Source organism: Tissierellales bacterium (assembly GCA_025210965.1).
Lineage (GTDB): Bacteria > Bacillota > Clostridia > Tissierellales > JAOAQY01 > JAOAQY01.
The window spans coordinates 104056-126434 of sequence record JAOAQY010000034.1 but is presented as its reverse complement, the minus strand read 5'-3'; the positions used below and the strand labels follow the sequence as shown (position 1 = coordinate 126434).

Genomic DNA, 22379 nt, shown 5'->3' with positions numbered 1-22379 from the left:
TGTTCTCCTCAATTCATACTTTTTACTATCTCATTATATCATAAAAGCCAGATTGTTTTATAAATAATAAAACAATCTGGCTCTTACTTATTCAATAATTATTCTATTTTTTATCAATTTCAAATATCAATTGACCTGATTCAACTCTTTCGCCTTCATCAATCCATACTTTCTTTATTGTTCCAGCAAATGGTGCAGTAACAACTGTTTCCATTTTCATCGCTTCAAGTATAGCTATCGTCTCATTTTCTTTAACTTCCTGCCCTACTTGTACCATTACTTTATACACATTTCCAGGAATACTAGAACCAATTTCACTTTCATTATCTTCATCCGCATATCTCATTTGTGATTCCGATGTTGCCACAGGTTTTCTAGTATCTTTTATTTGAACCTCACGTCTGTTTCCATTTACTTCAAATACAACGCCTCTCATTCCCTGATCATTAACTTTTCCTATTTGAACTAATTTAACAACATGAGTTTTTCCTCGCTCTATATCTATTTCGCAAGTTTCACCTTCTGCAATTCCGTGGAAGAACACATCACTTCCCATTCGCATATAATCTCCATATTTATTGGTATGATCTACATACTCTTTAAATACCTTTGGATAAAGTGCATAACTAAGCAAATCTTTTTGATCAAACTTTTTATTATATGATTCTTCTAAATCATGTTTTGCTTCTTCAAAATCATAGTCTTCTAATAGTTCTCCAGGTCTGCAAGTTATAGGCTCTATTCCCTTCAATATAATTTTTTGAAGTTTTGGATCAAATCCACCTTCTGGTTGTCCCATCATTCCTTGGAAATAACTGATAACAGAATCTGGGAATGCTAAGTCTTTTCCTTTTTCCAATATATTTTCTGGAGTAAGACCATTTTGAACCATGAATATAGCCATGTCTCCAACAGCTTTTGAAGATGGAGTAACTTTAACTATGTCACCAAACATTTGATTAACATCACAATACATTTGCTTAACCTCTTCAAATCTATGACCAAGACCAAAACTTTCAACCTGTGGTTTAAGATTTGAATATTGTCCACCTGGTATCTCATACTTGTATATTTCAGCACTACCAGATTTAAGTCCCGATTCAAAAGACTCATATACACCCCTAACTGCTTGCCAGTAATCCGAAACTTGCTGAAGATGTCCTAAATCAAAACCTGTTTCTCTATCCGTATGCTGAAGTGCGGCTACTATTGAATTAAGTGCTGGCTGACTAGTAAGTCCCGACATACTATTTATAGCAGTATCAACTATGTCAACTCCAGCTTGTGCTGCCATAAGTACAGTAGCAACACCATTTCCAGTCGTATCATGAGTATGCAAGTGTATTGGCATATCCACTTCTTCTTTTAACGTCTTTATAAGCTCATAAGCTGCATGTGGCTTAAGAAGAGCCGACATATCCTTTATTCCCAATATATGTGCTCCTGTAGCTTCTATCTCTTTTGCTTTTCTAACATAATAATCAAGCGTGTATTTATTTTTGTTCGTGTCCAATATGTCTCCAGTATAGCAAAGACACGCTTCTGCAACCTTTCCCTGTTTTAGAACTTCTTCAATAGAAAGCTTCATTCCATCTAACCAGTTAAGCGAATCAAATATTCTATAAACATCTATACCTGCTTCAGCACTTTCTTTTATAAATGATCTTATTACATTGTCTGGATAGTTTTTGTACCCAACTGCATTAGATCCTCTAAGCAACATCTGGAACAAAACATTTGGAACTCTTTTTCTAAGTTCTTCAAGCCTCTGCCATGGCGATTCTTTAAGGAATCTATACGACACATCAAAAGTAGCTCCTCCCCACATTTCAAGTGAGAATAAATCTTTTTCTGCAACAGCTGTAGCTCTAGCTATTTTTATCATATCTCTACTTCTCATTCTAGTTGCCATAAGCGACTGATGAGCATCTCTCATTGTAGTATCAGTTAGCAATAATTTATTTTGACTCTTAACCCACTCAGTTAACCCTTTAGCTCCTCTTTCATCTAGAATTTGTTTTGTGCCTCTAAATGTATTAGGATTTGGCATTTTAGGTATTACTGGTACATCAAATTCTCGCTTTACTCCGCCTGTTTCATTTACTATCTTTTCTCCTAAGAAATTAAGTAATTTATATTCTTGATCTTTTTGTTCTCTTATATCAAACAATTCACTATGGTCTTTTATGAAATTAGTATCACAATTTCCTCTTTTGAATATTTCATGATTTAATACGTTTATCAAGAAATCTGCGTTTGTTTTTATTCCCTCAATTCTATTTTCACGTAACGCTCTAACAGCCTTTCTTCTAGCATCTTCAAATCTTCTGCCAAAAGCCGTCATCTTAAATAGCAAACTATCATAGTATGGAGTTATAACAGACCCTGAGAATCCATTACCCCCATCAAGTCTAATTCCGAATCCCGATGCAGTTCTATATACATCTAGTTTTCCAGTGTCTGGAGCAAAATTGTTGTGAGGGTCTTCTGTAGTTATTCTGCACTGTATAGCATATCCATTAACTACTATGCTTTCTTGATTTTCTATTCCTACTTCGTCCGAGAAAAGTTCATATCCTTGAGCAACTAGGATTTGTGACTGTACTAAATCTATTCCAGTTACCATTTCCGTAACTGTATGCTCAACCTGAATTCTAGGATTCATTTCAATAAAGTAGTGTCTGCCGTCACTATCAACTAAAAACTCGACTGTTCCAGCACCTCTATAATTAACAGCTTTCGCTATTTTCACAGCATCTTCACAAAGTTTCACTCTAGCTGTTTCGTCTAAATTAAGTGCTGGTGCCATTTCTATTACTTTTTGGTGTCTTCTCTGTACTGAACAATCTCTTTCATATAAATGAACTATATTCCCATGATAATCACCTAATATCTGTACTTCAATATGCTTTGGTGATTGAAGATATTTTTCAACAAAAATCGCATCACTACCAAAACTTTTAAGTGCTTCATTTCTTGCCATTCTATATTCAGAAACCAGCTCATTCTCACTTTTCACTATTCTCATACCTCTACCGCCACCACCAGCTGATGCCTTAAGCATTAATGGATAACCACAAACGTCTGCAAATTGTAAAAGTTCAGATTCTGATTGTATAGGTTTTTCTACACCTGGAATAGTTGGTACATCAACTTTTTTTGCTAGAATTTTAGAGTTAATCTTATCTCCAAGTGCATCCATCATATCATGTGTAGGCCCAATAAATACGATACCTGCCTGCTCACACTTCTCAGCAAATTCTGGATTTTCAGACAAAAATCCATAACCAGGATGAATTGCATCTACGCCCTTTTTAACTGCTAATTTTATTATTTCATCTATATTCAAATAAGCTTCAACAGGTCCCTTGCCTTTACCAATTTTATAAGCTTCATCTGCCTTAGTTTTAAATAAGGAATACTTATCCTCCTCAGCGTAAACAGCTACTGAACGAATTCCTAACTCGCTACAAGCTCTAATAATACGTATTGCAATCTCGCCTCTATTGGCAATCAATACTCTTTTAAATTTCTTCATTTTTTCGCCTCCATCCTATAAAATACAGCTGACAACCGATTTCATTTTTAAATGTATATTTTTAGAAAATAATCGCTTTATCATTGAAAAGTGAATCGTTCTATATTGTTAATTCATCACTCTTTTAATAAAAACTATTATAGCATATTTATGCATTAATGTGAAACAAAAAAATATAGCTAATTGAATAATTTCAATTAGCTATATCTATAGTCTATATATTTATAGCGAAGTTAATTGTATTGCCAAAATCAAAATAGTTGGAATAAATGTTATAAGCATAGCTTTTTTTAGTGATATTTTTTGTACTATTGAGTATCCTATTCCAGCGACAATCAAATACCAAATATTAAATACTTCAAATGTACTTAGTATATAATATAGTCCCATTTGGCTTGTATTACTTGCATCTAAAAATGCTGCTGGTGAAAATGTAATTAAATAGTTATCTGTAATAATCATAAGTACGCTTTTAACTATGAATCCGAAAACACTTATACAATATGAGTATACTGTAACAGATATCGTTTGTTTCAATGTTCCATCTCCGCCAAACAATAATGATATCCAATGTGTTAAAAGCCCTTTAAGAAGTGGTGCTACAAAAACGCTCAGCACTCCAAATATAATAGCACTTGCAGTAACAGCATTTATCATAGCATCATTGATTTCTAAACCTTCAACCTGAGTGCCGTTTATTAAACTATCCATAGTAGCTAACTTATAATAATCTTTAGTAAAGATAAAACAAATTACTCCAATCAATGTAAATATTCCTAAAACCATAATACTATCTGGATTTTCCCTTATAGATTCAAATGCTAACTTTGGTTTAGTGAATATTTTACCAATGCGCTCAAGTTTATTCATTTCTTTTTTTTCTTGCTTAATCGTGCTTTCCATATCAAAAATTCATCTCCTATTCATATCTAAGAGCTTCTATCGGATCTAATTTGGCTGCTTTATTAGCAGGATATAAGCCAAAGAAAATACCAACACCTGCAGAAAATATCCATGCAATCGCTATTGTCCCAACACCAGTCGATGGTGGTATTTGTATATATGCCGAAATAATTTGTGCTAGACCCATCCCCAAAAGCGTACCTATTATTCCTCCAACTCCAGATACTATTATTGATTCCACTAGGAATTGCATCATTATGTCCTTATGTTTTGCTCCAAGAGCCTTTCGTATTCCGATTTCTCTTGTTCTCTCTGTAACAGACACTAACATTATGTTCATAACTCCTATTCCACCAACAAGAAGTGAAATAGCTGCTATAGCTCCAATTACTAAAGTTAGCATTCCCATAATTCCATTGACAACTTCCATCTGTCCTTCTGCCGAAAGTATCCTATACTTTTCTTCTCCAACATTACCATGTTTTCGCTCGAGCAGACTAGTTATTTGTTCCATATCTGATTCAATATTTTCTGTTGATTTCAAACTAATTTCTATGGTATAAACATAGTTTCCAAGACCCAATGTTTGTTCAATCACAGATAAAGGAACATATATATTTTTTGGTTCTTCCATTCCACCCATTCCGCTAAACATTGACTTTGGTTTTTCATATACGCCAACAACTATAAATGTCATATTTTGAGAATTCATTTTAGTAACTATTTTAGAGCCAACAACATCCTTTTTGCCAAAAATCTCCATGGCGAGTTCATCATCTATTACTGCAACTTGTCTTTTTGATTGCAAGTCTGAATCTGATAAAAATCTGCCTTCTATAACTTCTATCTTCCCTAATGAATCATACTCTTCATTAACTCCATTAAGCGTTAAGTCTACTTCTTTTTTGGTTAACTTATTTACCATGGTTCCATTTTTATTAAATGTAATAGAACCATGCTCTATTTTATCATACATAGCTCGTCTTATAGAGTTATAGTCCTCTTTCGTCATTTGATCTTTTGTAGTTATTTCTTCTTGATAGTTGTGAAATAGGTATACCCTATTTACTCCAAAAGATTCGAATTCGCCATTTATGGCACTCTCTGTACCATTTCCAAGTGCAACAACCGCTATAACTGAAGCTATTCCTATTATAATACCAAGCATAGTGAGTAATGATCTCATTTTATTTATCCAAATTGCTTTTATAGCTATGGATATACTCTCCCTAAAATTCAATTCTGACTCCCCCTCACCTCATTCATAACATCTGAAATAATCTGTCCGTCCTTAAATGTTATGATGCGCTTAGTTTTTTCTGCAATTTCATTTTCATGTGTAACTATGACAACCGTAGCCCCTTCGTCATTCAACTTTTGAAATATATCCATTATTTCATCCGTAGATTTGGAATCTAAGTTTCCAGTAGGTTCATCTGCTAAAATTATTGCTGGATTATTTACAAGAGACCTAGCAATGGCAACTCTTTGCTTTTGACCTCCAGACAATTCATTTGGATTATGCTCCATTCTCTCTTCTAACCCAACTCTTATAAGAGCATTTCTAGCTTTTTCACGACGTTCTTTTTTACCAATCTTTCCATAAATCATCGGCAACTCTACATTGTGAAGAGCTGAAACTCTAGGAATCAAATTAAAAGATTGAAATACAAATCCTATTTTTTGATTTCTTATATAAGCCAAATCTTCTGCTTTTAATTTTTCAATCTGCTCTCCATCCAAGCTATATAATCCATCACTTGGTTTGTCTAAACACCCCAATATATTCATAAGTGTTGATTTTCCAGAACCAGATGCTCCTATGATGGAAACAAATTCTCCTTTTTTTATATGCAAATCTATTCCTTGAAGTGCTCTTACTTCTACACTCCCTGTATCATAAACTTTCCATAAATCTTTTATCTGAATCATTTCGCCCTCCTAATTAGCATATCTTACACTGTCACCATCGGCTAATGCTGCATCTGGATTAACTACAACTCTCATTCCTTCCTCTAATTCCTCAGCTATTACCTCAACCCTTAAATCACCTTCTAAACCTCTTCTTACGAATTTTTTCGCAATTACATCATTTTCATTTATCATAAACATATACAATTTACCACTATCTGGATCTTTTTTTAGCGCTTCATATGGTATAGTAAATGCATTATCTCTATGATCTGCCAATATTTCAAGGCTTGCTGAGTAATTTGACTTCAAATCTGATGTTTCTTCATCAAACGACACTTTTACTTCAACTGACGTTTCTTTGCTCTGACCTAGATTAACTACCTTTGCAGCCGAAGCTATATCTGTAATCTTCCCTGCATAAACTTTATCCAACCCTTCAACTTGAATTTCAACTGGTTGGTTTAAACCTATTTTTTGTACTTCATATTCATTTATAGATGTAACAACTTCTAAATTCGCTACGTCTTCAACAATAAAAGCTACTTCTCCAGCTTGGATTTGGTCTATTTCTTTTGTCAATATATCTGAAACCATACCTTTTATCGGTGCTTTAATCCTAGTTTTTTCTATTTCATTTTTAAGTTTTGCTATACTAAGTTCGGTAGATTCTATTTGCTTTTTTTGAATTGATATTTCCGAGTTAAGCCCTGTATTACTCTTTTTCTGTGCCGCCGCATAATCATTTTTACATTGATCTAGTTTATCTTTAGCATCGCTTAAATCTTTTTCACTTATGGCTCCTATTTCAAATAGTTTCTTTTGCTCATCGTAATTACTTTGCATCTGCTTATAATTAATTTTTGCATTTTCTGCCGCTGAATTATATTGTTGTCCGCTTTCCTGTACCAATTTGTTCAATGTATCCTTTTCTATTCCCAATTTAAGTTCAGCAGTTTTCAACTGATTTTGTAAATCGAAATCATCCATTTGAGCAAGTACTTCGTTTTGCTCAACTACATTTCCTTCCTCTACCAATATTTTCATGACTTTTCCAGACAATTCAGCAACAACTTCTCTGGTATCTTTAGGCATTATTCTTCCATTTGTATATACTTTTGATTCTAAATTATCAATTTCAATTTGATCCGTTTTCACAAACTTAAATGTATTATCTGTCTTACTTAAACTTTTTAACCCCATTATAATGACAAAAACAATCAGAGCCATTCCAATTATTCCCATCATTGCCTTTTTCTTTTTCTTCATACCCTCATCTCCCAATCTCGTATTTCTTTCTAATTTATTATACAATTCGAATCTTATAATAACATTAAAATTTCCTTATATTTGGATTGGCTTTACTATTGCGGAAAACGGTTTTTTGTAATAGAATAATTAGGCAGTACAAACTTAGGAGGAGGGTTTTATTATGCAAAAAAAATCTTTAAAAGCTATAGCAATAATGCTTGTTTGTACATTATTTGTTATGGTACCAATGGCTAGCGTATTTGCAGCTAATTCGGAGGAAAAAACTGTTACTATTTTACAAACATCTGACCTTCATGGTCGAATTTACGCTTACAACTATGCTACTGATTCAGTAGATAGTGATGCTGGTCTTGCTAAAATTAAAACTTTAGTAGATCAAGAAAGAGCTAAGGATCCAAAAGCACTTTTAATCGACTGTGGTGATACTATTCAAGATAATAGCGCATCGCTTTTCCACGATTTACCTGTACATCCAATGATCGAAGTATTAAATGAAATGAAATATGATGTATGGACTCTTGGAAACCATGAATTCAATTTTGGATTAGACATTGTTGAAAAAAATATTAAGGGATTCAATGGAACTGTTTTGGCTTCAAACATATATAAAGAAGGAACTGAAGAACGTTTTGTTGATGGATACAAAATATTTGATGTAGATGGCGTTAAAGTTGCAGTGGTTGGTATGATTCCACCATACGTTCCTGTATGGGAAGCTAGTACTCCATCACACTTCAAAGGTTTAGAATTTAAGCCAGTATTGGAAGAAACAAAAAAAGTTATCAAAGAATTAGAAGGTAAATATGATGTATTAGTTGGTGCATACCACGTTGGTCCTGAAGGAGAGCACGGTTATGAGGGCGTTCGTGAAGTTGCTAATGCCTGTCCAGAATTTGACGCTATTTTAGCTGGTCACGCTCACTCTGCTATCAATGAGGAAGTAAATGGCGTTCGCATAGTTGAACCTAAAAAATACGGTTGGGCTCTTGCAAAAGTTCAGATTAAACTAAACAAAGAAAATGATAAATGGACTGTAAAGGAAGTCACTGGAGAAAACTTAGAAACTAAACCAGTTGATGAAGATGCTACTATATTAGAAGAATTCAAATCAGTTCATGATAAATCTATCGCTGATGCAAATGAAGTAGTTGGTAAAATAACAGCTGATTTTATCCAGCGTCCAGACTATATAACTGGCGAAGATAAAATAACAACTATGCCAACTGCACAATTAGAAGACACTTCTGTTATTGATTTAATCAATGAAGTTCAAATGTATTATTCTAAAGCAGATGTAAGTTCTGCTGCACTTTTCAATTTTGGATCAAATCTAAAAGCTGGAGACTTCAAGAAAAAAGATGTTGCTTATATCTACAAATATGACAACACTTTGATGGGAGTAAACATCACTGGTGAAAACCTTATCAAATATATGGAATGGTCTGCTAGTTATTATAATGCTGCTAAAGACGGAGACGTAACTATTAGTTTCAATCCTAAAGTAAGAGGCTATAACTATGACATGTTCTCTGGCGTTTCTTATGATATCGATTTAAGCCAAGAAGTTGGAAATAGAATCAAAAATGTAAAAGTAGCTGGAAAAGAATTAGATCCTAAAAAGGTATATAAATTAGCTGTAAACAACTATCGTTACGGAACTCTACAAGGTCTTGAATTGATAAAAGCAGAAGATAAATATTACGACGCTTACGATGAATTCCAAGATGGCGGTAGAATCAGAGAATTAATAGTTAGATACACTAAAGAAGTAAAAAAAGGAACATTAAACCCTACTGTTGATAATAACTGGAAAATAATTGGTGTTTCTTTAGATTCACCTTACAAAGAAGTTATTTTCAATCTCGTAAAAGAAGGAAAATTAGCTATACCAACATCTGAAGATGGTAGAACTAAAAATGTTAAAGCTCTAAATGTAAACGAGCTATTAAAAGAGGGCGTTATCAGTGAAAACACTACTTCTACAAAAGAAGAAGTTAAAGCTCCTGTAGTTAGCGAAAAGGAAAATACCCCTGCTACAAAAGAGGAAGTTAAAGTTCCTGCTAAAGAAATAGTTAAAGCAACTGATACTCAAATTTACGTTGTAAAATCAGGAGATGTTCTTTGGAAAATTGCTGAAAAATTCGGCATGAAATGGGAAGATCTTGCATCTAGCAATAATCTTAAAAACCCTAATGTTATAAATGTTGGACAAAAGCTTGTAATTCCAGCAAAATAGATTTAAAAAAGCTAGTAACTTGTATAAACATTTACAAGTACTAGCTTTTCTTATGTTCTTTTTTATTTTTTATCACACGCTATGAGCTGAGCACTAATTATAGCTGTAATTGGAACTGTGAGTATTATTCCTATACTGCCTGAAAAACCTTGTATCATTTCTATAGCAACTTCTTGCAAATTTAGAAACTGAAGTGGTTGAAGCTGATATCCATACATTAGCATCATAGTCGTCAGCGAACCACCTGCAAAAGCAAGTATCAATGTATTAGACATGGTTCCCATAATATCCTTGCCAACATTCATTCCTGACAAAAACAAAGCTTTTCTTTTTAAATCAGGTCTATGAACGTGTATTTCAGAAATAGCTGAAGCAATGCTCATTGCTACATCCATGACTGCACCTATCGATGCTATCAATATAGCTGCAAACATCAATCCTGATATATCTATGCCATAGCCCTGAACCATATAAGCTAATTGATCTCCTTGCTGCATATTTACTCCTGATAAATTAGTAACCATTCCGGCAATAAACGATATTAATCCTGCAATGCTCATGCCTACTATTGTACCTAATATGGCAGCTATTGTTTTTTTATTAAATTCACTTATCAGTATAAACGATATAACTACTGTAATAGACATCAGTATTATAGTTGTAACTACTGCACTTCTTCCACTAAACAGTTCTGGTACTAGCACAAATATCACTATAGTTCCTGTAAATATCAATGAAATAGCCGATCTAAACCCCTTCATTCCTCCTAGCAAAATGAGCAACATCAAAAACACACCCATTATAACAAAAACACTTATTTCTCTCCTATAATTGTAAACCCAAGCCTGAGGACCTTCATCTGTCTCATGTATTCCTGCAACAATATTCATATTCTCTTTAGCTAACACATTATGACTTCTGGTGAGTAAATTTGTAGATTCATATATATTTCCTTTATACTTTCCTGTCAGTATTTCTATTTTTAGTTCCTGTTTGCCATTGAATCTACCTGGAATAGCTTCATCGGCCTCTAACTCTTCTGAATCCACAGAAACTACTTTTGCTTTTTCAAAATCTTGATTAAAGTATTTAGGTATATTATGTTTATTACCAATAACTGGTGACTGCCAAATAATTATAGGTATACTAACCAAAACAAGTATGATAAATAACCGCTGTCTTATCCAATCCTTCACATACAACACCTCTACTTTATTTTATTTATATTTTTTATTATGAATGATAAGCTACCATCTGGGTTATTGATTATCTCAATCTTATCCTGCCTATCTAGATATTCTACTGGAAGTTTTATTTCAATACCTTCATCTATCAATATTTTGTGTTTTTTTGTGAGTGTCTTTTGCACTGGTTCGCTAACCTCTATCTTATCTTTAAGTAATCCTTTTTTATCCATTTCATCCTTGCATATTTCCTTTATTTCATGCTGTTCTTTAAAAACTGCATCTACAATTTCTTCAAATACAATTTCTTCATCTTCAAATGCTTTTCGAGACATCTCTGATTTAAATTTTTGCATAGCTTTTTGCTCATCATCACAATATTTTTTTACAACTGATTTCATTGTTTGCTCACATTGTTTCATTTTTTCATATGTTGACTTGCCCTCTTCAACCTCTAATACTAGTTCTGAAAGATAATATCTTTTTTCACCATCAATCTCGCATTTTTTTTCCTTTAGATATACCTCTAGTGTATTTAGATTGATTATAAAGCACTCTCCTATCTTTTGCTTTAATCCAGGAAGTGTAGTCATTTGCCTTATAATTTTATTTTGTTGACCATTTTCACTACTCTCTACATAATGAATATAACTCTCCTTATATGGAAATTTAAACATTCCAAAACATGGATCTCCATTCATATCGAATTTAACAAAAATATAGTCTCCAGCACTTATATCAACATATTTATCAAGTAATCCATAAAAAATTTGACCAATTTCTTTTGTAGCTTCTAAAAAATACTCCCCATCTTCACTCAATTTTTCAGCTATTATCCTGACCTTGTTGTCTTCCTCTCTAAAAAAAAGTTTCTTAACTTTTAAATCATCAATTAAATTCAATATGTGAGCATAAACGAAATCTAAACTCGCTTCATCATCCTCTAGAAAATTATCCGAGAAAATAGGCATACCATTTTCTATATCTAATATATGTAAAATCCCTCTATCAATTTTTATCTTATCATCCATATTAAAATCTCCTCATCTGCATTATTCTTTTATAAAACTTCGTCCATTCTTTATTATAAAGTTAATCAAGCAAATTGTCCATTAATCAAAAAAGAGAGGTTTTTAACCTCTCTCTAAAATACTATATTTATATACAATATAATTTATTTTAATATATCCTTTAAGAAACTATCTCCATTCTTGATAGATTCTACCTCGAATATATCAGCTATAGTTTGACCCATATCTGCAAAACTATTTCGAGTTTTTAAATCAAATCCTGCCTTTAATTCCTTTCCGTATGCCAAAAATGGAACATATTCTCTAGTATGATCTGTTCCTGGGTGCGTTGGATCACAACCATGGTCTGCCGTTATAAACAACACATCTGTATCTTCCATTTTGTCCATAAGTTCTCCTAAGCGTACGTCAAACTCTTCTAGACCACGACCATATGCTTCTACGTTATTTCTGTGACCCCATTGCATATCAAAGTCAACTAAATTTGTAAATATCAAACCTTTTTCACTTTGAGCCATATACTCTAATGTTTTGTCCATACCATCCATGTTATTCTTGGTATGAACAGCATCTGTAACACCTTGACCCAAGAATATATCTTCAATTTTACCCACTGCCATTACAGGATATCCTGCATCTTTTAAAGAATCCAAGACCATCTTGTGTGGTGGCATAAGTGAAAAATCATGACGGTTAGCAGTTCTTGTAAAGCTTCCCTTTGAACCTATAAATGGTCTTGCAATTACCCTAGCGACCCCATGTTCACCTTGTAAGAAATCTCTTGATTTTTGGCAAATATCATATAATTTTTCTAATGGAATAATTTCTTCATGTGCAGCTATCTGAAATACGCTATCTGCAGAAGTATATACTATAGGTGTCCCAGTTTTTACATGTTCTTCACCTAGTTCTTCTATAATTGCTGTTCCTGAAGCAGTTTTATTTCCAAGCATATCTAAACCTGTTACTTCCTTAAATTTATCTATAACATCTTGTGGAAATCCATTTGGATACGTTGGAAAAGGTTTTTCAGATACTATACCAACCATCTCCCAGTGACCAGTAGTTGTATCTTTTCCATTGCTCTGCTCTGCAAATCTTGCATAACAACCAATTGGTTCATTCACTTTTTTAGGACCAACTATCGACTCTATGTTTCCATAACCTAACTTTTCCATATTAGGTAAATTAAGCCCACCCATAGCTTCGCAAATATGTCCTATTGTATTTGCTCCTACATCTCCATATTTTTCAGCATCTGGCATGTAACCCATACCTACGCTATCCATTACTATCCATATTACTCTTTTAATCATATTTTATTCCCTCCTAATAACCTATACCTAAACTAATTATATGATACTTTCTCAAAGCCTTCCTGTCAATGATACTTATCACACTTTTACATTTATATTTTACTTCTAAAAACAAAAATAGAGCTTCGATTAATTTCAAACACAAAATCAATCAAAGCTCTAAATATTTATAGCTCCTAAGCTGGATTAAATACCAATGCATTTTTCTTTTTAGATCTCCATTCAAGCACTATCTCAAAATCTCCAATTTTAAAATTTAAAGTACAGTTTTCGTACTCAACGCCTTGTTCTTCATCTTTACTAATTAGTTCAAATCTATTAATATTTTCCATAAAATTCACATCCCATTCAAATTTATATATAATAAAAATCAGTTATTTTCTATGTTTTTAACTTATACCCTGATTATACTATTTAAATATGAATTTTTGATGAATAAAACAGTGTAAAATGTTAATTTTTTTAAACTTTAGCTAAATTCTATTGTAACTCCTTTATTCTCTTCATACATTCTGTATATCAAATTATAGTTTTTATCCATTTTGGAAACAAATCTTTGATTATAAACAACACTGCTTAACAAGAACCAATCGTCAGCTTTATGCTCATTCACCGATATAAAATTTATAAAATCGCCTTCTATATTTTTTATTATACCAGTATCTATAATTTCTCCGCTACTATCATATAAAACCGTGAAATCCTCTATAAATATTCCAAATAAATAATCTAAATATGTCATTATCAATATAGCTACATAATTTAGTACCAAAAATACTAATTCTATCAAAGCTAAATAAAATATGATCATAGAATTGTAAGGCTGTATATCACTAACTTCCAATATATTGTCATTCGAATCAATTTCTGAATCAACATAAGATATAGTAAGTATAGGACTCACTCTAAATTCATCAAATACAATTATAGTAAAGTGAAGCATCATGGATGCAGTAACTATATTAGCTAATATCATATTTATAAGAATTATATATTTGATTTTCTTGTGTAGTTGATGCAATCGTTTTTTTCTTCTCAGTAAGTAGATACTAATTGATATAACAACAATACCAGCCAATATTCTTTCTTTAGCTATAAAGCTAAAAAAGCCTAATACCTGTATACAATTTACAAATAGCACTCTGCTAAATTGACTATTGTATTTTTTTAAAGATATTTTGGAAGCATTGTTTAATCTCCATAGAATAAAAAATGAGTAAAAAAAAGGAATAAGGCATAATATATAAACAAAAAATGCTTGATTTTGACTTTCAAATCTAAGTATATTTCTGCTAACATTCGCCTTCATAAATATGCCAATCAGTACTCCAATTATAATCCAATAGGCATAATAGTATAATTCACTATTTTTATTTACTAAATGGCGTATAGAATGACTCCTTTTTAATTGTTTGTTGACCTGTCTTTGCAAGAAGAAAAAAAACACCATCGATAGTATAAACAATGCGATCATAAGAGCAATTACAACGTCTAAATCATTCATTAAAAATCCCCCTAAGTACATTACTTTTTATTTTAATTTAACCGAATAATAAACTTGAACTATAATCATAAACCAGAAAAAAATCACTGCACCCGTTGCTTCTGGGAAAGTTAATTTTCTTGAACGAATATACCTAACTATAGCTCTGTGACTAAGTTTGAGTTTTCTATATCCTATAGCTATTATAATTAAGAATAAAAAATAAATTCCTAATTCAGAAATAATGTTTCCAAAGTTAAGCCATTTATGAAGTAATTTTGTATCTATTACAATTGCTTCTATTGCTACCGATACTATTATAACTAAGCTCATCATTACAAAAACTAATTTTTGCTTAAATAACAAACTAGCTCTCTTGATAGTATCTCCCATAAGTATTTTTATAAATCTAAAATATACTGCCATTGTACCTAAATTCATCAAATAAAAAAATGCTGAAATATTAGTATCATAATAATTCTTTTTAACCAAGAATTTACTTAAAGCACCCGCCGACAAAGGTGCCCCTGTCATAGAAAGTATGGCTATAATCAATGCAAACGAAAGCATCGGGCTATATTGATATAACGATTTAATCTTTCTAATATCTCTCTCTTTAGTAAGTGTTATTATAGTTCCTACAATCAAAAATAACAAACTCTTAGAAAAAAAGTGATTAATCAAATGAAGCATAGTTCCACTGCTAGCTATCTCTTGTCCTGTCAAACTTATTATTATAAGCCCCATTTGAGATATTGTTGAAAAAGCTAATATGCGTTTCATATCATTATCTATAATAGCCATAAATATACCAAACAAAGCTGTAACTATTCCAACAATAAGCAAGAATGAATTCATATCGTAAATAGGCATCATCATTTGTATTCTAATAAAACCATATACTCCAATTTTTACAAGTAACCCAGATAAAAATGCCGAAATCGGAGTCATAGCAGAACTATGTGCTAGGGGCAACCAACTGCTCATCGGTACAACCGCAGACTTTAAGCAAAATGCAGTTATAAATAATCCATAGCATAATAATAGCTCTGGAGTATAACCTAACACTTCGACTGCATCGTGAACTAAGTCTATATTAAGAGTTCCTATCTTTACATATAGTAGTATTATTCCTAATAGATAAAATATCATTCCCACACTATTGTATAATAGATAATACAGACTCGCTTTCAATGATTTCGAATCCTTCTTTAATAAAATCATCAAACTAGAAAGTATGGTAACTAACTCGAATCCAACAAACATAGAAAACAAATCGTTAACGATAAAAAGCATATACAATGCTCCTTGTATGAATTCTATAAAAAACCAAAACTTTGTATTTTCAGCTTTTTCATCCCAAGAGTATAAAAATATTATCCATATGCCTATATTAGTCATTCCCATAAATGTGAGACTTATATTATCTAAACTAATCTCAATTCCAGCTATTTTGTCTAAATCACCTATGACCCACGAATAATTGGAGTATAAGTGCAATTTATAAATAAGCAAAATTATCCCCAAACTAAAAATTAATTGAAATATAAAAACAAATCTATTAGACTTTTTGCTGTCTAGAAGATATAAAAATATACCAAGAATCATTGGGATAAATACAAGTCCTAGTGCCAATACATTCATTTAATCAACCCTTTCAAAGATTCTCTTCCATTCTAATGTCCCATAATAGTGAAAAATTTTTATAGATATCATAAGAGTAAGAGCTGTAATAGATGCTCCAATCACTATGGCCGTAATCATTAATGCCTGTGGTAGTGGATCAACTGCAATACCTTTTCCTATTCCCTCTATAGGAAGTGTATTTCCTGTCTTATCCATAAAAAATACAAACATAAGTATCAATGCGCTCTGTATTGTACTCAATCCAATAATTGCTTTTATTATGTTTTTTGAAAAAACAATCATATAAAATCCAAGTGCTATTATAAAAAATACTAATACATATTTAATCATTAAACTTGCCCCTCTCCCAAGAATAGCCCTATTATTCCACCTACACCTAACGCAACTTTAAATCCTATGATTAAATTTAATATCATGAGCATCCATCTTCTCAGATCTCCAACATATGATCTATTAAATAGAATCATTGTCGAAAGTACTACCAGTAATAAAAATAAGAATTTCTCATATATAAATATTTTTTTTACATCTAGTATCTGTTCTCCCTTTATGAAATACAACAAAAAATATGAAGTAGCAAGTACTACCCCACCTTGAAATCCTCCACCTGGCGACAAATCGCCATTTATTATTATATACAATCCAAATATAAGTATATATGGAAAAAGTACTCGACTAATAGCTTTTAATACATTATACTCACTCACGCAAACTCCCCCTATTTTTCACTATGCCCTAGATAAGAAACGCCTGCTGCTACTATGAATAATATAGTAGCTTCAAATATCGAATCAAATAATCTATAGTCTAAGTATATAGCTGTCACATAATTTCTAGCTCCAGTCTCTGCAAAACTATTCGCTCTATAATAATTTGCTGCGCTAGTATTATATCCTGAAAATTCATTTAAAACTATATCTATTATCATAAAGGAAATTAACAATAAAAAAATACTAACCATTATCTTAAAATATTTTCTCATCATTTACCTCCTCTTTCAATTGTATTGATTCGTAAGACATCAATAGATATTTCAGTCTATTAATCATAAGATTTTGACTATTTCCCTCTATTTCGAGAAAATTTTGCTTTCCATTGTATGTTACCAATAAATCAATATGACCTTCTCTCAAAGCTTTTCTTCTTGAGGGTCTGTAATTTGCCTTGTAATGATATATTTTTAGTTTCAATTTGTAATACTCTGAAAACTCATTCATCAGATCTTCAAATTGTTTTTCTATTTTATCATCATTTAGCTCGCCTCTACCAACACCTCTAAATACAACAACTACGAATGTCTTCTGTTTTGAAACAGCAATTATATATATAAGTGGTACCAAACCACAACCTATAGATACTTCAGCTAATGATAAGTCTGGAGCATTGTATATAAAATATATGCTCGCCGTAATTAATGAAAAGAAAAAAGAATACATTATCAGGTAAAGATTGTTTTCCACTCTAATCATGCAAACCATAAGTATTATCAAAATAGCGAGTAAAAAATATACATACATATTATCACTTCCTATCTTTTGGTTCTATTCCATGCTTGTATGCCGAACTTGCAACAATTTGACTAGCTATAGGATTAGTCATGAGATAAAAAATCAATATAATAACAAGTTTCAACGACATTTCACTCCATCCTGATCTAACTATTAAAGCAAGCATCAATGTAAGAAATGTAACAGAATCTATTTTGCTGCTATTTAATAATTTTTCGTATATTCCCTTTAACCTAAATAATCCAGCAAGGCCAATTAAAAGAAAACACCAAGCTAAGACTATAAGTATTTCATCTATCATTTCAACCTACCCCCACTCAATAAAAACCGTGATATAAGTGTTATAGCAACAAAACCTATGATGCTATATGTTATTGTAATATCTAACATCACTGGCAAGTCCATTAAAACAGCAAACACAGTTATAAGCAATATGGTTTTTATACTAAGTAAATTAATAACCATGACTCTTTCCCAAACGTTTTTACTCCTGAGTAAATATATGACCAGTACTAATATCGCAAATATCAAAATATAACATGTAGCCTTTAACATATTACTCTCCCCTAATCCTCTGTTTTTTTACAAATGGTTTTTGAAACCTTGACAATATAGTGTGCCTTATTGCTTCTTCCTCAAATGAATCTTTTGCAAATCCAAGAACCGTAAGTTTTGACCCTTCCACTTTAAGTGTAATAGTTCCTGGTGTAAGAGTTATAGCATTTGCTATTAGCATGGTAATAAATGGATCTTTGAACTCGAGCTCTACTTCTAATATAACTGGTGTGTCGTCACCTATCATTATTCTTACTATATGCTGAAATGCAGCTTTAAACATCTCTACCATTACAATTTCTAAAAACCAAATAGTTCTCCAAATAGCTTGTCCTTTCAAATATTTAACATCATTATTTTTGAAAATTTTATTTGAAAACAAAAGAACTATGCTAGCAACTATAATCCCTTTTACCAATGATTCTATGGAAAAAGAAGATTCTAATATCATCCAAAAAAACAAATAGGACACCCATTTAAGCAATTTATTCATCAAAACCACCCTTATAAATACCGTATATTTTATTTCTATAACTTCATTTATAATCTTTTACCCCTTTTATGGAAAAGTCTAACATTTTTTGTATCTAAATTTTGTAAAAAAATAAGAAAAATCAATGATAATCATCGATTTCTCTTTCATCTAATCAACTAGTTTTTTATCAGGTCTACCAATATAATAGCCCTGCAAATAATTTGCACCCATTTTCTCCAATTCGTCTCTTAATTCTTTTGATTCTACAAATTCGGCAACAATCTTTACACTCTCTAATTTTAACATATTTATAATGCACTGAAGCCTCTTACGTGCTTTTTCATCATCTAATACATGTCTAACTAAACTTCCATCAATCTTTACAAAATCGACATCCAACACACGAAGTAAATTGAAATTTGAAAAACCAGAACCAAAATCATCTATCGCTATTTTAAATCCCTTATTTTGTAATTTTTTTAGATATCTTACAAAATTATCATTGAAATCATAAGCACTAGTCTCTGTAATTTCAAGTGTAATCAGACTTTCTGGTATATCATAACATTTTAGTTTTTTAACTAACTCATCTATAAACCTTTCATTTAATTCTATACCTGACAAATTTATAGAATATTTATACTTTGAAAATTCACTACTATCGCTTGTAAGTTTTTTGAAAAAGGCCTCATACAATTGCATATCTAGTACAGAAATCAAACCATGCTTCTCGGCAAAACAAATAAATGGATAAGGAGCTAACACTTCGTCTTTGTACTTAAAACGCATAAGTACTTCGTATCTTGTTATACTCTCATCTTTTACACTATAAAGTGGCTGAAAATAAGGTATTATAGATTTTTCGCTATATTCTAAGCATTCATCTAATATCCTCCCTATATTTTTCTCTCGTTCTCCATAGTGAATAACAGCATTCATACTAATCTGGCTTACGACTCCTAAATCATGATATTTGATATACTCATCTAATTCTTTTATATCTCCCGGATCAATATCCACATCAAATTTAATTTCAGAATACAATATTTTTGCACTCTTTTTTTTATTCAAAATCAAATCAGAAAATTCTTCGAAGAACCCTATCCAATATTCATTCTGATTTTTCGACAAAAACAAAAACGTTCCCTTTCTCAAATATATACATTTGATTTTTGTGTTCATTATCAAAAACCTTTTAATCATTCCAAAGCATTTTTTCATTGATCTTTTTTCACATATTACATCGAAATTTACAATGCTTACAATCAATGCTTTTCTATTAAGTTTTTCAGAATTAATCTTTCTTCTGTAAAAAAAGTCAAACGCTAAATAGTTTTTCATACCACTTTCGTCATTCATAAAATATCCTTCATAAATGTATACTAAAAACACAATTAAATATATGAGTAAATTGATAAGTATAGGATGCATGCTTACCATGAATTTCTTTCTAGCATAATTTATTATACTATCTGTATTCAAAAAATAAACTCGCTGTATTCCAAATTTATCTACTATTTCCCCATATATAACTTGATATGTTCTGCCATTTTCTTCTAGTACCTCTCTGTTATACCCTTCACAAATATATTTGTTGTTAAAAGTGCCTTTGCTATAATTACTCTGTCTAAATACACTTTTATCAAATAAATAAACATAATCATCTTCTTGCAAATACCTATATCCATATTCCACTCTAGAATCGCAATCTCTTCGATAAAATAATCTTTTTACCTCATCTATATTTTCTAAAGCCAATTTGTTATAGTATTCCGTATTTATAGATATTTGGTGATGTATTTCTTTTTCTGCACTTCTAATAAAGTCTTCACAATTTTGATTCATTCGTCTACTTAAAAAAAACATCATTTCTACGAAAATAAATATCATCAAAATAACATAGCGCTTCTTTATCTTCATTAAATTTCCTTTCCCCCGATACCACTAGTTTTTATTATAGCATATTTATTTTAAATTTATGTGTTCTTTATTACTTTTATTATCAAAACATTTTACTATATTCCGTATTTAACGTAACAAAAAAATCTCAGACAATGTCTGAGATTTTTTAATATGGTGGAGTCGGTGGGAGTCGAACCCACGTCCGAAAACATTTTCCACAGAGCTTCTCCTGATACAGTTGCTAATTTATATTTAACTTCAATGAACTCTTAGCAACAAGATTTCAAATCCGCGAGCCTATAATACAGCCATCTAGTCTAGACACCCTAGATGCCGTTTCCTGCTTTAATTTGAGACTTAAGCTAGACTAGGCAGGTCTAATCTAGTAAGTCAGCTGCAACTTAGGCAGCTAATGCGTAATTATTATTATCTGCGTTTATATTTATGTTCTAGTTTTTGAAGTGAACCCGAACGTAAACACTACCAGCTACTCTATGTTCCACATCCCCGTCGAAACCATTTTCGACCCCTAATATTTCTCACTCATATGCTTTCTCATTCGGCGATCAGCATCTTTTTTAGCAAGAGTCTGTCTTTTATCATGAAGCTTCTTACCCTTTGCTACTGCCAATTCAATCTTGGCTCTACCACCTTTTAAGTAAAGCTTTAGAGGAATCAAGGAATATCCCTTCTGCTGAACATATCCTATCAGTTTTCTAATTTCTCGCTTATGAAGCAATAACTTTCTAACTCTCAAAGGATCAACATTGTAGATATTACCTTGCTCATAAGGACTAATGTGCATAGAATACACAAATATTTCTGCATCCTTTATGCTAGCATAGCTATCTTTCAAATTAACTTTTCCTTTTCTAATAGACTTTATTTCAGTTCCAGTCAAAACAACTCCAACTTCAATAGTATCTTCTATAAAAAAATCATGCCTAGCTTTTTTGTTGTTTGCTATCACTCTGTAATTTTCACTTGCCATGCTCAACACTCTCCTTACAAGACTTCCCTATTATAGCAAATTTCAACGAATAAGTCAATTAATCTTGGCACCAAATGGTAATAATGCAAGTTTTGCTAGTTTAAAATGTTGTAATCCAAATGGTATCCCTATTACAGTCACGCATAATAACGCTCCAAATATCAAATGTCCTAAACATAATTCCCATCCAAGGAATATTATCCAAAGAATATTTAAAAGCAGACCGCCTGCTCCAAATTCACCAACTTCAGCGTTTCTGCCAAATGGAACTAAAGTAAGTCCTGCAATCTTGAAACACTGCATACCAAATGGTATCCCGACCACAGTTATACACAAAATAATTCCTGCTAATGTCCAGCCAATAGCTGACAACAGTCCTCCAAATATTATCCAAAGTAAATTCCCTAATAAACTCATTTATTTATTC

At 31.7% G+C, this 22379-nt stretch carries 22 protein-coding genes and 1 other RNA gene; 1 reads left to right on the top strand and 22 read right to left on the bottom strand.

Features of this window, described 5'->3' with window-relative positions:
• Window positions 1–103 precede the first annotated feature (103 nt).
• The 5 genes from N4A40_02520 to N4A40_02500 form a co-directional block, all read right to left on the bottom strand.
• Complete coding sequence (locus N4A40_02520; protein ID MCT4660708.1) at window positions 104–3538, bottom strand: pyruvate carboxylase; 3435 nt, start codon at window positions 3536–3538, stop codon at window positions 104–106.
• 222 nt (window positions 3539–3760) lie between these two features.
• Window positions 3761–4441, bottom strand: coding sequence for a YIP1 family protein (locus N4A40_02515; protein ID MCT4660707.1), 681 nt, complete (start codon window positions 4439–4441; stop codon window positions 3761–3763).
• A gap of 16 nt (window positions 4442–4457) precedes the next feature.
• Window positions 4458–5681, bottom strand: coding sequence for an ABC transporter permease (locus N4A40_02510; protein MCT4660706.1), 1224 nt, complete (start codon window positions 5679–5681; stop codon window positions 4458–4460).
• Window positions 5678–6373, bottom strand: coding sequence for an ABC transporter ATP-binding protein (locus tag N4A40_02505; protein ID MCT4660705.1), 696 nt, complete (start codon window positions 6371–6373; stop codon window positions 5678–5680). The genes N4A40_02510 and N4A40_02505 overlap by 4 nt, the downstream gene beginning before the upstream one ends.
• A gap of 9 nt (window positions 6374–6382) precedes the next feature.
• A complete protein-coding gene (locus N4A40_02500; GenBank protein MCT4660704.1) occupies window positions 6383–7621 on the bottom strand; it encodes an HlyD family efflux transporter periplasmic adaptor subunit in 1239 nt (412 codons plus the stop codon).
• Between the two features lie 163 nt (window positions 7622–7784).
• Here N4A40_02500 and N4A40_02495 point away from each other — a divergent pair, with 163 nt between their 5' ends.
• Window positions 7785–9860, top strand: coding sequence for a 5'-nucleotidase C-terminal domain-containing protein (locus tag N4A40_02495; protein MCT4660703.1), 2076 nt, complete (start codon window positions 7785–7787; stop codon window positions 9858–9860).
• A 62-nt stretch (window positions 9861–9922) separates the two neighbouring features.
• On the opposite strand, the gene N4A40_02490 is transcribed toward N4A40_02495, so the two are convergent.
• The 17 genes from N4A40_02490 to N4A40_02410 all read right to left on the bottom strand — a co-directional run bounded on the left by N4A40_02490 (window position 9923) and on the right by N4A40_02410 (window position 22369).
• Window positions 9923–11056, bottom strand: coding sequence for a YibE/F family protein (locus tag N4A40_02490; protein MCT4660702.1), 1134 nt, complete (start codon window positions 11054–11056; stop codon window positions 9923–9925).
• Between the two features lie 11 nt (window positions 11057–11067).
• Window positions 11068–12075: a nucleoid-associated protein gene (locus tag N4A40_02485; protein MCT4660701.1), complete on the bottom strand. Its 1008-nt coding sequence runs from the start codon at window positions 12073–12075 to the stop codon at window positions 11068–11070.
• A gap of 143 nt (window positions 12076–12218) precedes the next feature.
• Window positions 12219–13391, bottom strand: a complete 1173-nt coding sequence (locus N4A40_02480; GenBank protein MCT4660700.1) for a phosphopentomutase — start codon at window positions 13389–13391, stop codon at window positions 12219–12221.
• 176 nt (window positions 13392–13567) lie between these two features.
• A complete protein-coding gene (locus tag N4A40_02475; protein MCT4660699.1) occupies window positions 13568–13723 on the bottom strand; it encodes a hypothetical protein in 156 nt (51 codons plus the stop codon).
• A gap of 137 nt (window positions 13724–13860) precedes the next feature.
• Entirely contained in the window at window positions 13861–14895 is a 1035-nt protein-coding gene (locus N4A40_02470; protein ID MCT4660698.1) for a hypothetical protein, read from the bottom strand.
• 27 nt (window positions 14896–14922) lie between these two features.
• Window positions 14923–16518: a proton-conducting transporter membrane subunit gene (locus N4A40_02465; protein ID MCT4660697.1), complete on the bottom strand. Its 1596-nt coding sequence runs from the start codon at window positions 16516–16518 to the stop codon at window positions 14923–14925.
• Window positions 16519–16851 (bottom strand): cation:proton antiporter subunit C, encoded by a 333-nt coding sequence (locus N4A40_02460; GenBank protein ID MCT4660696.1) that lies wholly within the window; start codon window positions 16849–16851, stop codon window positions 16519–16521.
• Window positions 16851–17228: a hypothetical protein gene (locus tag N4A40_02455; GenBank protein ID MCT4660695.1), complete on the bottom strand. Its 378-nt coding sequence runs from the start codon at window positions 17226–17228 to the stop codon at window positions 16851–16853. Before N4A40_02455 ends, N4A40_02460 begins: the two co-directional genes overlap by 1 nt.
• Before the next feature lie 11 nt (window positions 17229–17239).
• Window positions 17240–17503: a hypothetical protein gene (locus N4A40_02450; protein MCT4660694.1), complete on the bottom strand. Its 264-nt coding sequence runs from the start codon at window positions 17501–17503 to the stop codon at window positions 17240–17242.
• Window positions 17487–18038 carry a DUF4040 domain-containing protein gene (locus N4A40_02445; protein ID MCT4660693.1) on the bottom strand — a complete coding sequence of 184 codons (552 nt, stop codon included), beginning with the start codon at window positions 18036–18038 and terminating at the stop codon, window positions 17487–17489. The genes N4A40_02450 and N4A40_02445 overlap by 17 nt, the downstream gene beginning before the upstream one ends.
• A 4-nt stretch (window positions 18039–18042) precedes the next feature.
• The gene (gene mnhG, locus N4A40_02440) at window positions 18043–18330 is read right to left on the bottom strand and encodes a monovalent cation/H(+) antiporter subunit G (GenBank protein MCT4660692.1); all 288 of its coding nucleotides are present in this window, start codon (window positions 18328–18330) and stop codon (window positions 18043–18045) included.
• Window positions 18327–18584, bottom strand: coding sequence for a monovalent cation/H+ antiporter complex subunit F (locus N4A40_02435; protein ID MCT4660691.1), 258 nt, complete (start codon window positions 18582–18584; stop codon window positions 18327–18329). Before N4A40_02435 ends, mnhG begins: the two co-directional genes overlap by 4 nt.
• Before the next feature lies 1 nt (window position 18585).
• A complete protein-coding gene (locus N4A40_02430; protein ID MCT4660690.1) occupies window positions 18586–19077 on the bottom strand; it encodes a Na+/H+ antiporter subunit E in 492 nt (163 codons plus the stop codon).
• A gap of 150 nt (window positions 19078–19227) precedes the next feature.
• Window positions 19228–20979 carry an EAL domain-containing protein gene (locus N4A40_02425; protein ID MCT4660689.1) on the bottom strand — a complete coding sequence of 584 codons (1752 nt, stop codon included), beginning with the start codon at window positions 20977–20979 and terminating at the stop codon, window positions 19228–19230.
• A 154-nt stretch (window positions 20980–21133) separates the two neighbouring features.
• Window positions 21134–21491, bottom strand: a transfer-messenger RNA (tmRNA) gene (ssrA, locus tag N4A40_02420).
• Window positions 21491–21952 (bottom strand): SsrA-binding protein SmpB, encoded by a 462-nt coding sequence (smpB, locus tag N4A40_02415; protein MCT4660688.1) that lies wholly within the window; start codon window positions 21950–21952, stop codon window positions 21491–21493. The genes ssrA and smpB overlap by 1 nt, the downstream gene beginning before the upstream one ends.
• Window positions 21953–22006: 54 nt before the next feature.
• Entirely contained in the window at window positions 22007–22369 is a 363-nt protein-coding gene (locus N4A40_02410; protein MCT4660687.1) for a YccF domain-containing protein, read from the bottom strand.
• Window positions 22370–22379: the final 10 nt, after the last annotated feature.

Bases quoted from the DNA above. Each gene is read 5' to 3' on its own strand.
- N4A40_02520 (MCT4660708.1), bottom strand. From the start codon at position 3,538: ATGAAGAAATTTAAAAGAGTATTGATTGCCAATAGAGGCGAGATTGCA.
- N4A40_02515 (MCT4660707.1), bottom strand. From the start codon at position 4,441: ATGGAAAGCACGATTAAGCAAGAAAAAAAAGAAATGAATAAACTTGAG.
- N4A40_02505 (MCT4660705.1), bottom strand. From the start codon at position 6,373: ATGATTCAGATAAAAGATTTATGGAAAGTTTATGATACAGGGAGTGTA.
- N4A40_02500 (MCT4660704.1), bottom strand. From the start codon at position 7,621: ATGAAGAAAAAGAAAAAGGCAATGATGGGAATAATTGGAATGGCTCTG.
- N4A40_02495 (MCT4660703.1), top strand. From the start codon at position 7,785: ATGCAAAAAAAATCTTTAAAAGCTATAGCAATAATGCTTGTTTGTACA.
- N4A40_02485 (MCT4660701.1), bottom strand. From the start codon at position 12,075: ATGGATGATAAGATAAAAATTGATAGAGGGATTTTACATATATTAGAT.
- N4A40_02480 (MCT4660700.1), bottom strand. From the start codon at position 13,391: ATGATTAAAAGAGTAATATGGATAGTAATGGATAGCGTAGGTATGGGT.
- N4A40_02475 (MCT4660699.1), bottom strand. From the start codon at position 13,723: ATGGAAAATATTAATAGATTTGAACTAATTAGTAAAGATGAAGAACAA.
- N4A40_02470 (MCT4660698.1), bottom strand. From the start codon at position 14,895: ATGAATGATTTAGACGTTGTAATTGCTCTTATGATCGCATTGTTTATA.
- N4A40_02465 (MCT4660697.1), bottom strand. From the start codon at position 16,518: ATGAATGTATTGGCACTAGGACTTGTATTTATCCCAATGATTCTTGGT.
- N4A40_02460 (MCT4660696.1), bottom strand. From the start codon at position 16,851: ATGATTAAATATGTATTAGTATTTTTTATAATAGCACTTGGATTTTAT.
- N4A40_02450 (MCT4660694.1), bottom strand. From the start codon at position 17,503: ATGAGAAAATATTTTAAGATAATGGTTAGTATTTTTTTATTGTTAATT.
- N4A40_02445 (MCT4660693.1), bottom strand. From the start codon at position 18,038: ATGTATGTATATTTTTTACTCGCTATTTTGATAATACTTATGGTTTGC.
- mnhG (MCT4660692.1), bottom strand. From the start codon at position 18,330: ATGATAGATGAAATACTTATAGTCTTAGCTTGGTGTTTTCTTTTAATT.
- N4A40_02435 (MCT4660691.1), bottom strand. From the start codon at position 18,584: ATGTTAAAGGCTACATGTTATATTTTGATATTTGCGATATTAGTACTG.
- N4A40_02430 (MCT4660690.1), bottom strand. From the start codon at position 19,077: ATGAATAAATTGCTTAAATGGGTGTCCTATTTGTTTTTTTGGATGATA.
- N4A40_02425 (MCT4660689.1), bottom strand. From the start codon at position 20,979: ATGAAGATAAAGAAGCGCTATGTTATTTTGATGATATTTATTTTCGTA.
- smpB (MCT4660688.1), bottom strand. From the start codon at position 21,952: ATGGCAAGTGAAAATTACAGAGTGATAGCAAACAACAAAAAAGCTAGG.
- N4A40_02410 (MCT4660687.1), bottom strand. From the start codon at position 22,369: ATGAGTTTATTAGGGAATTTACTTTGGATAATATTTGGAGGACTGTTG.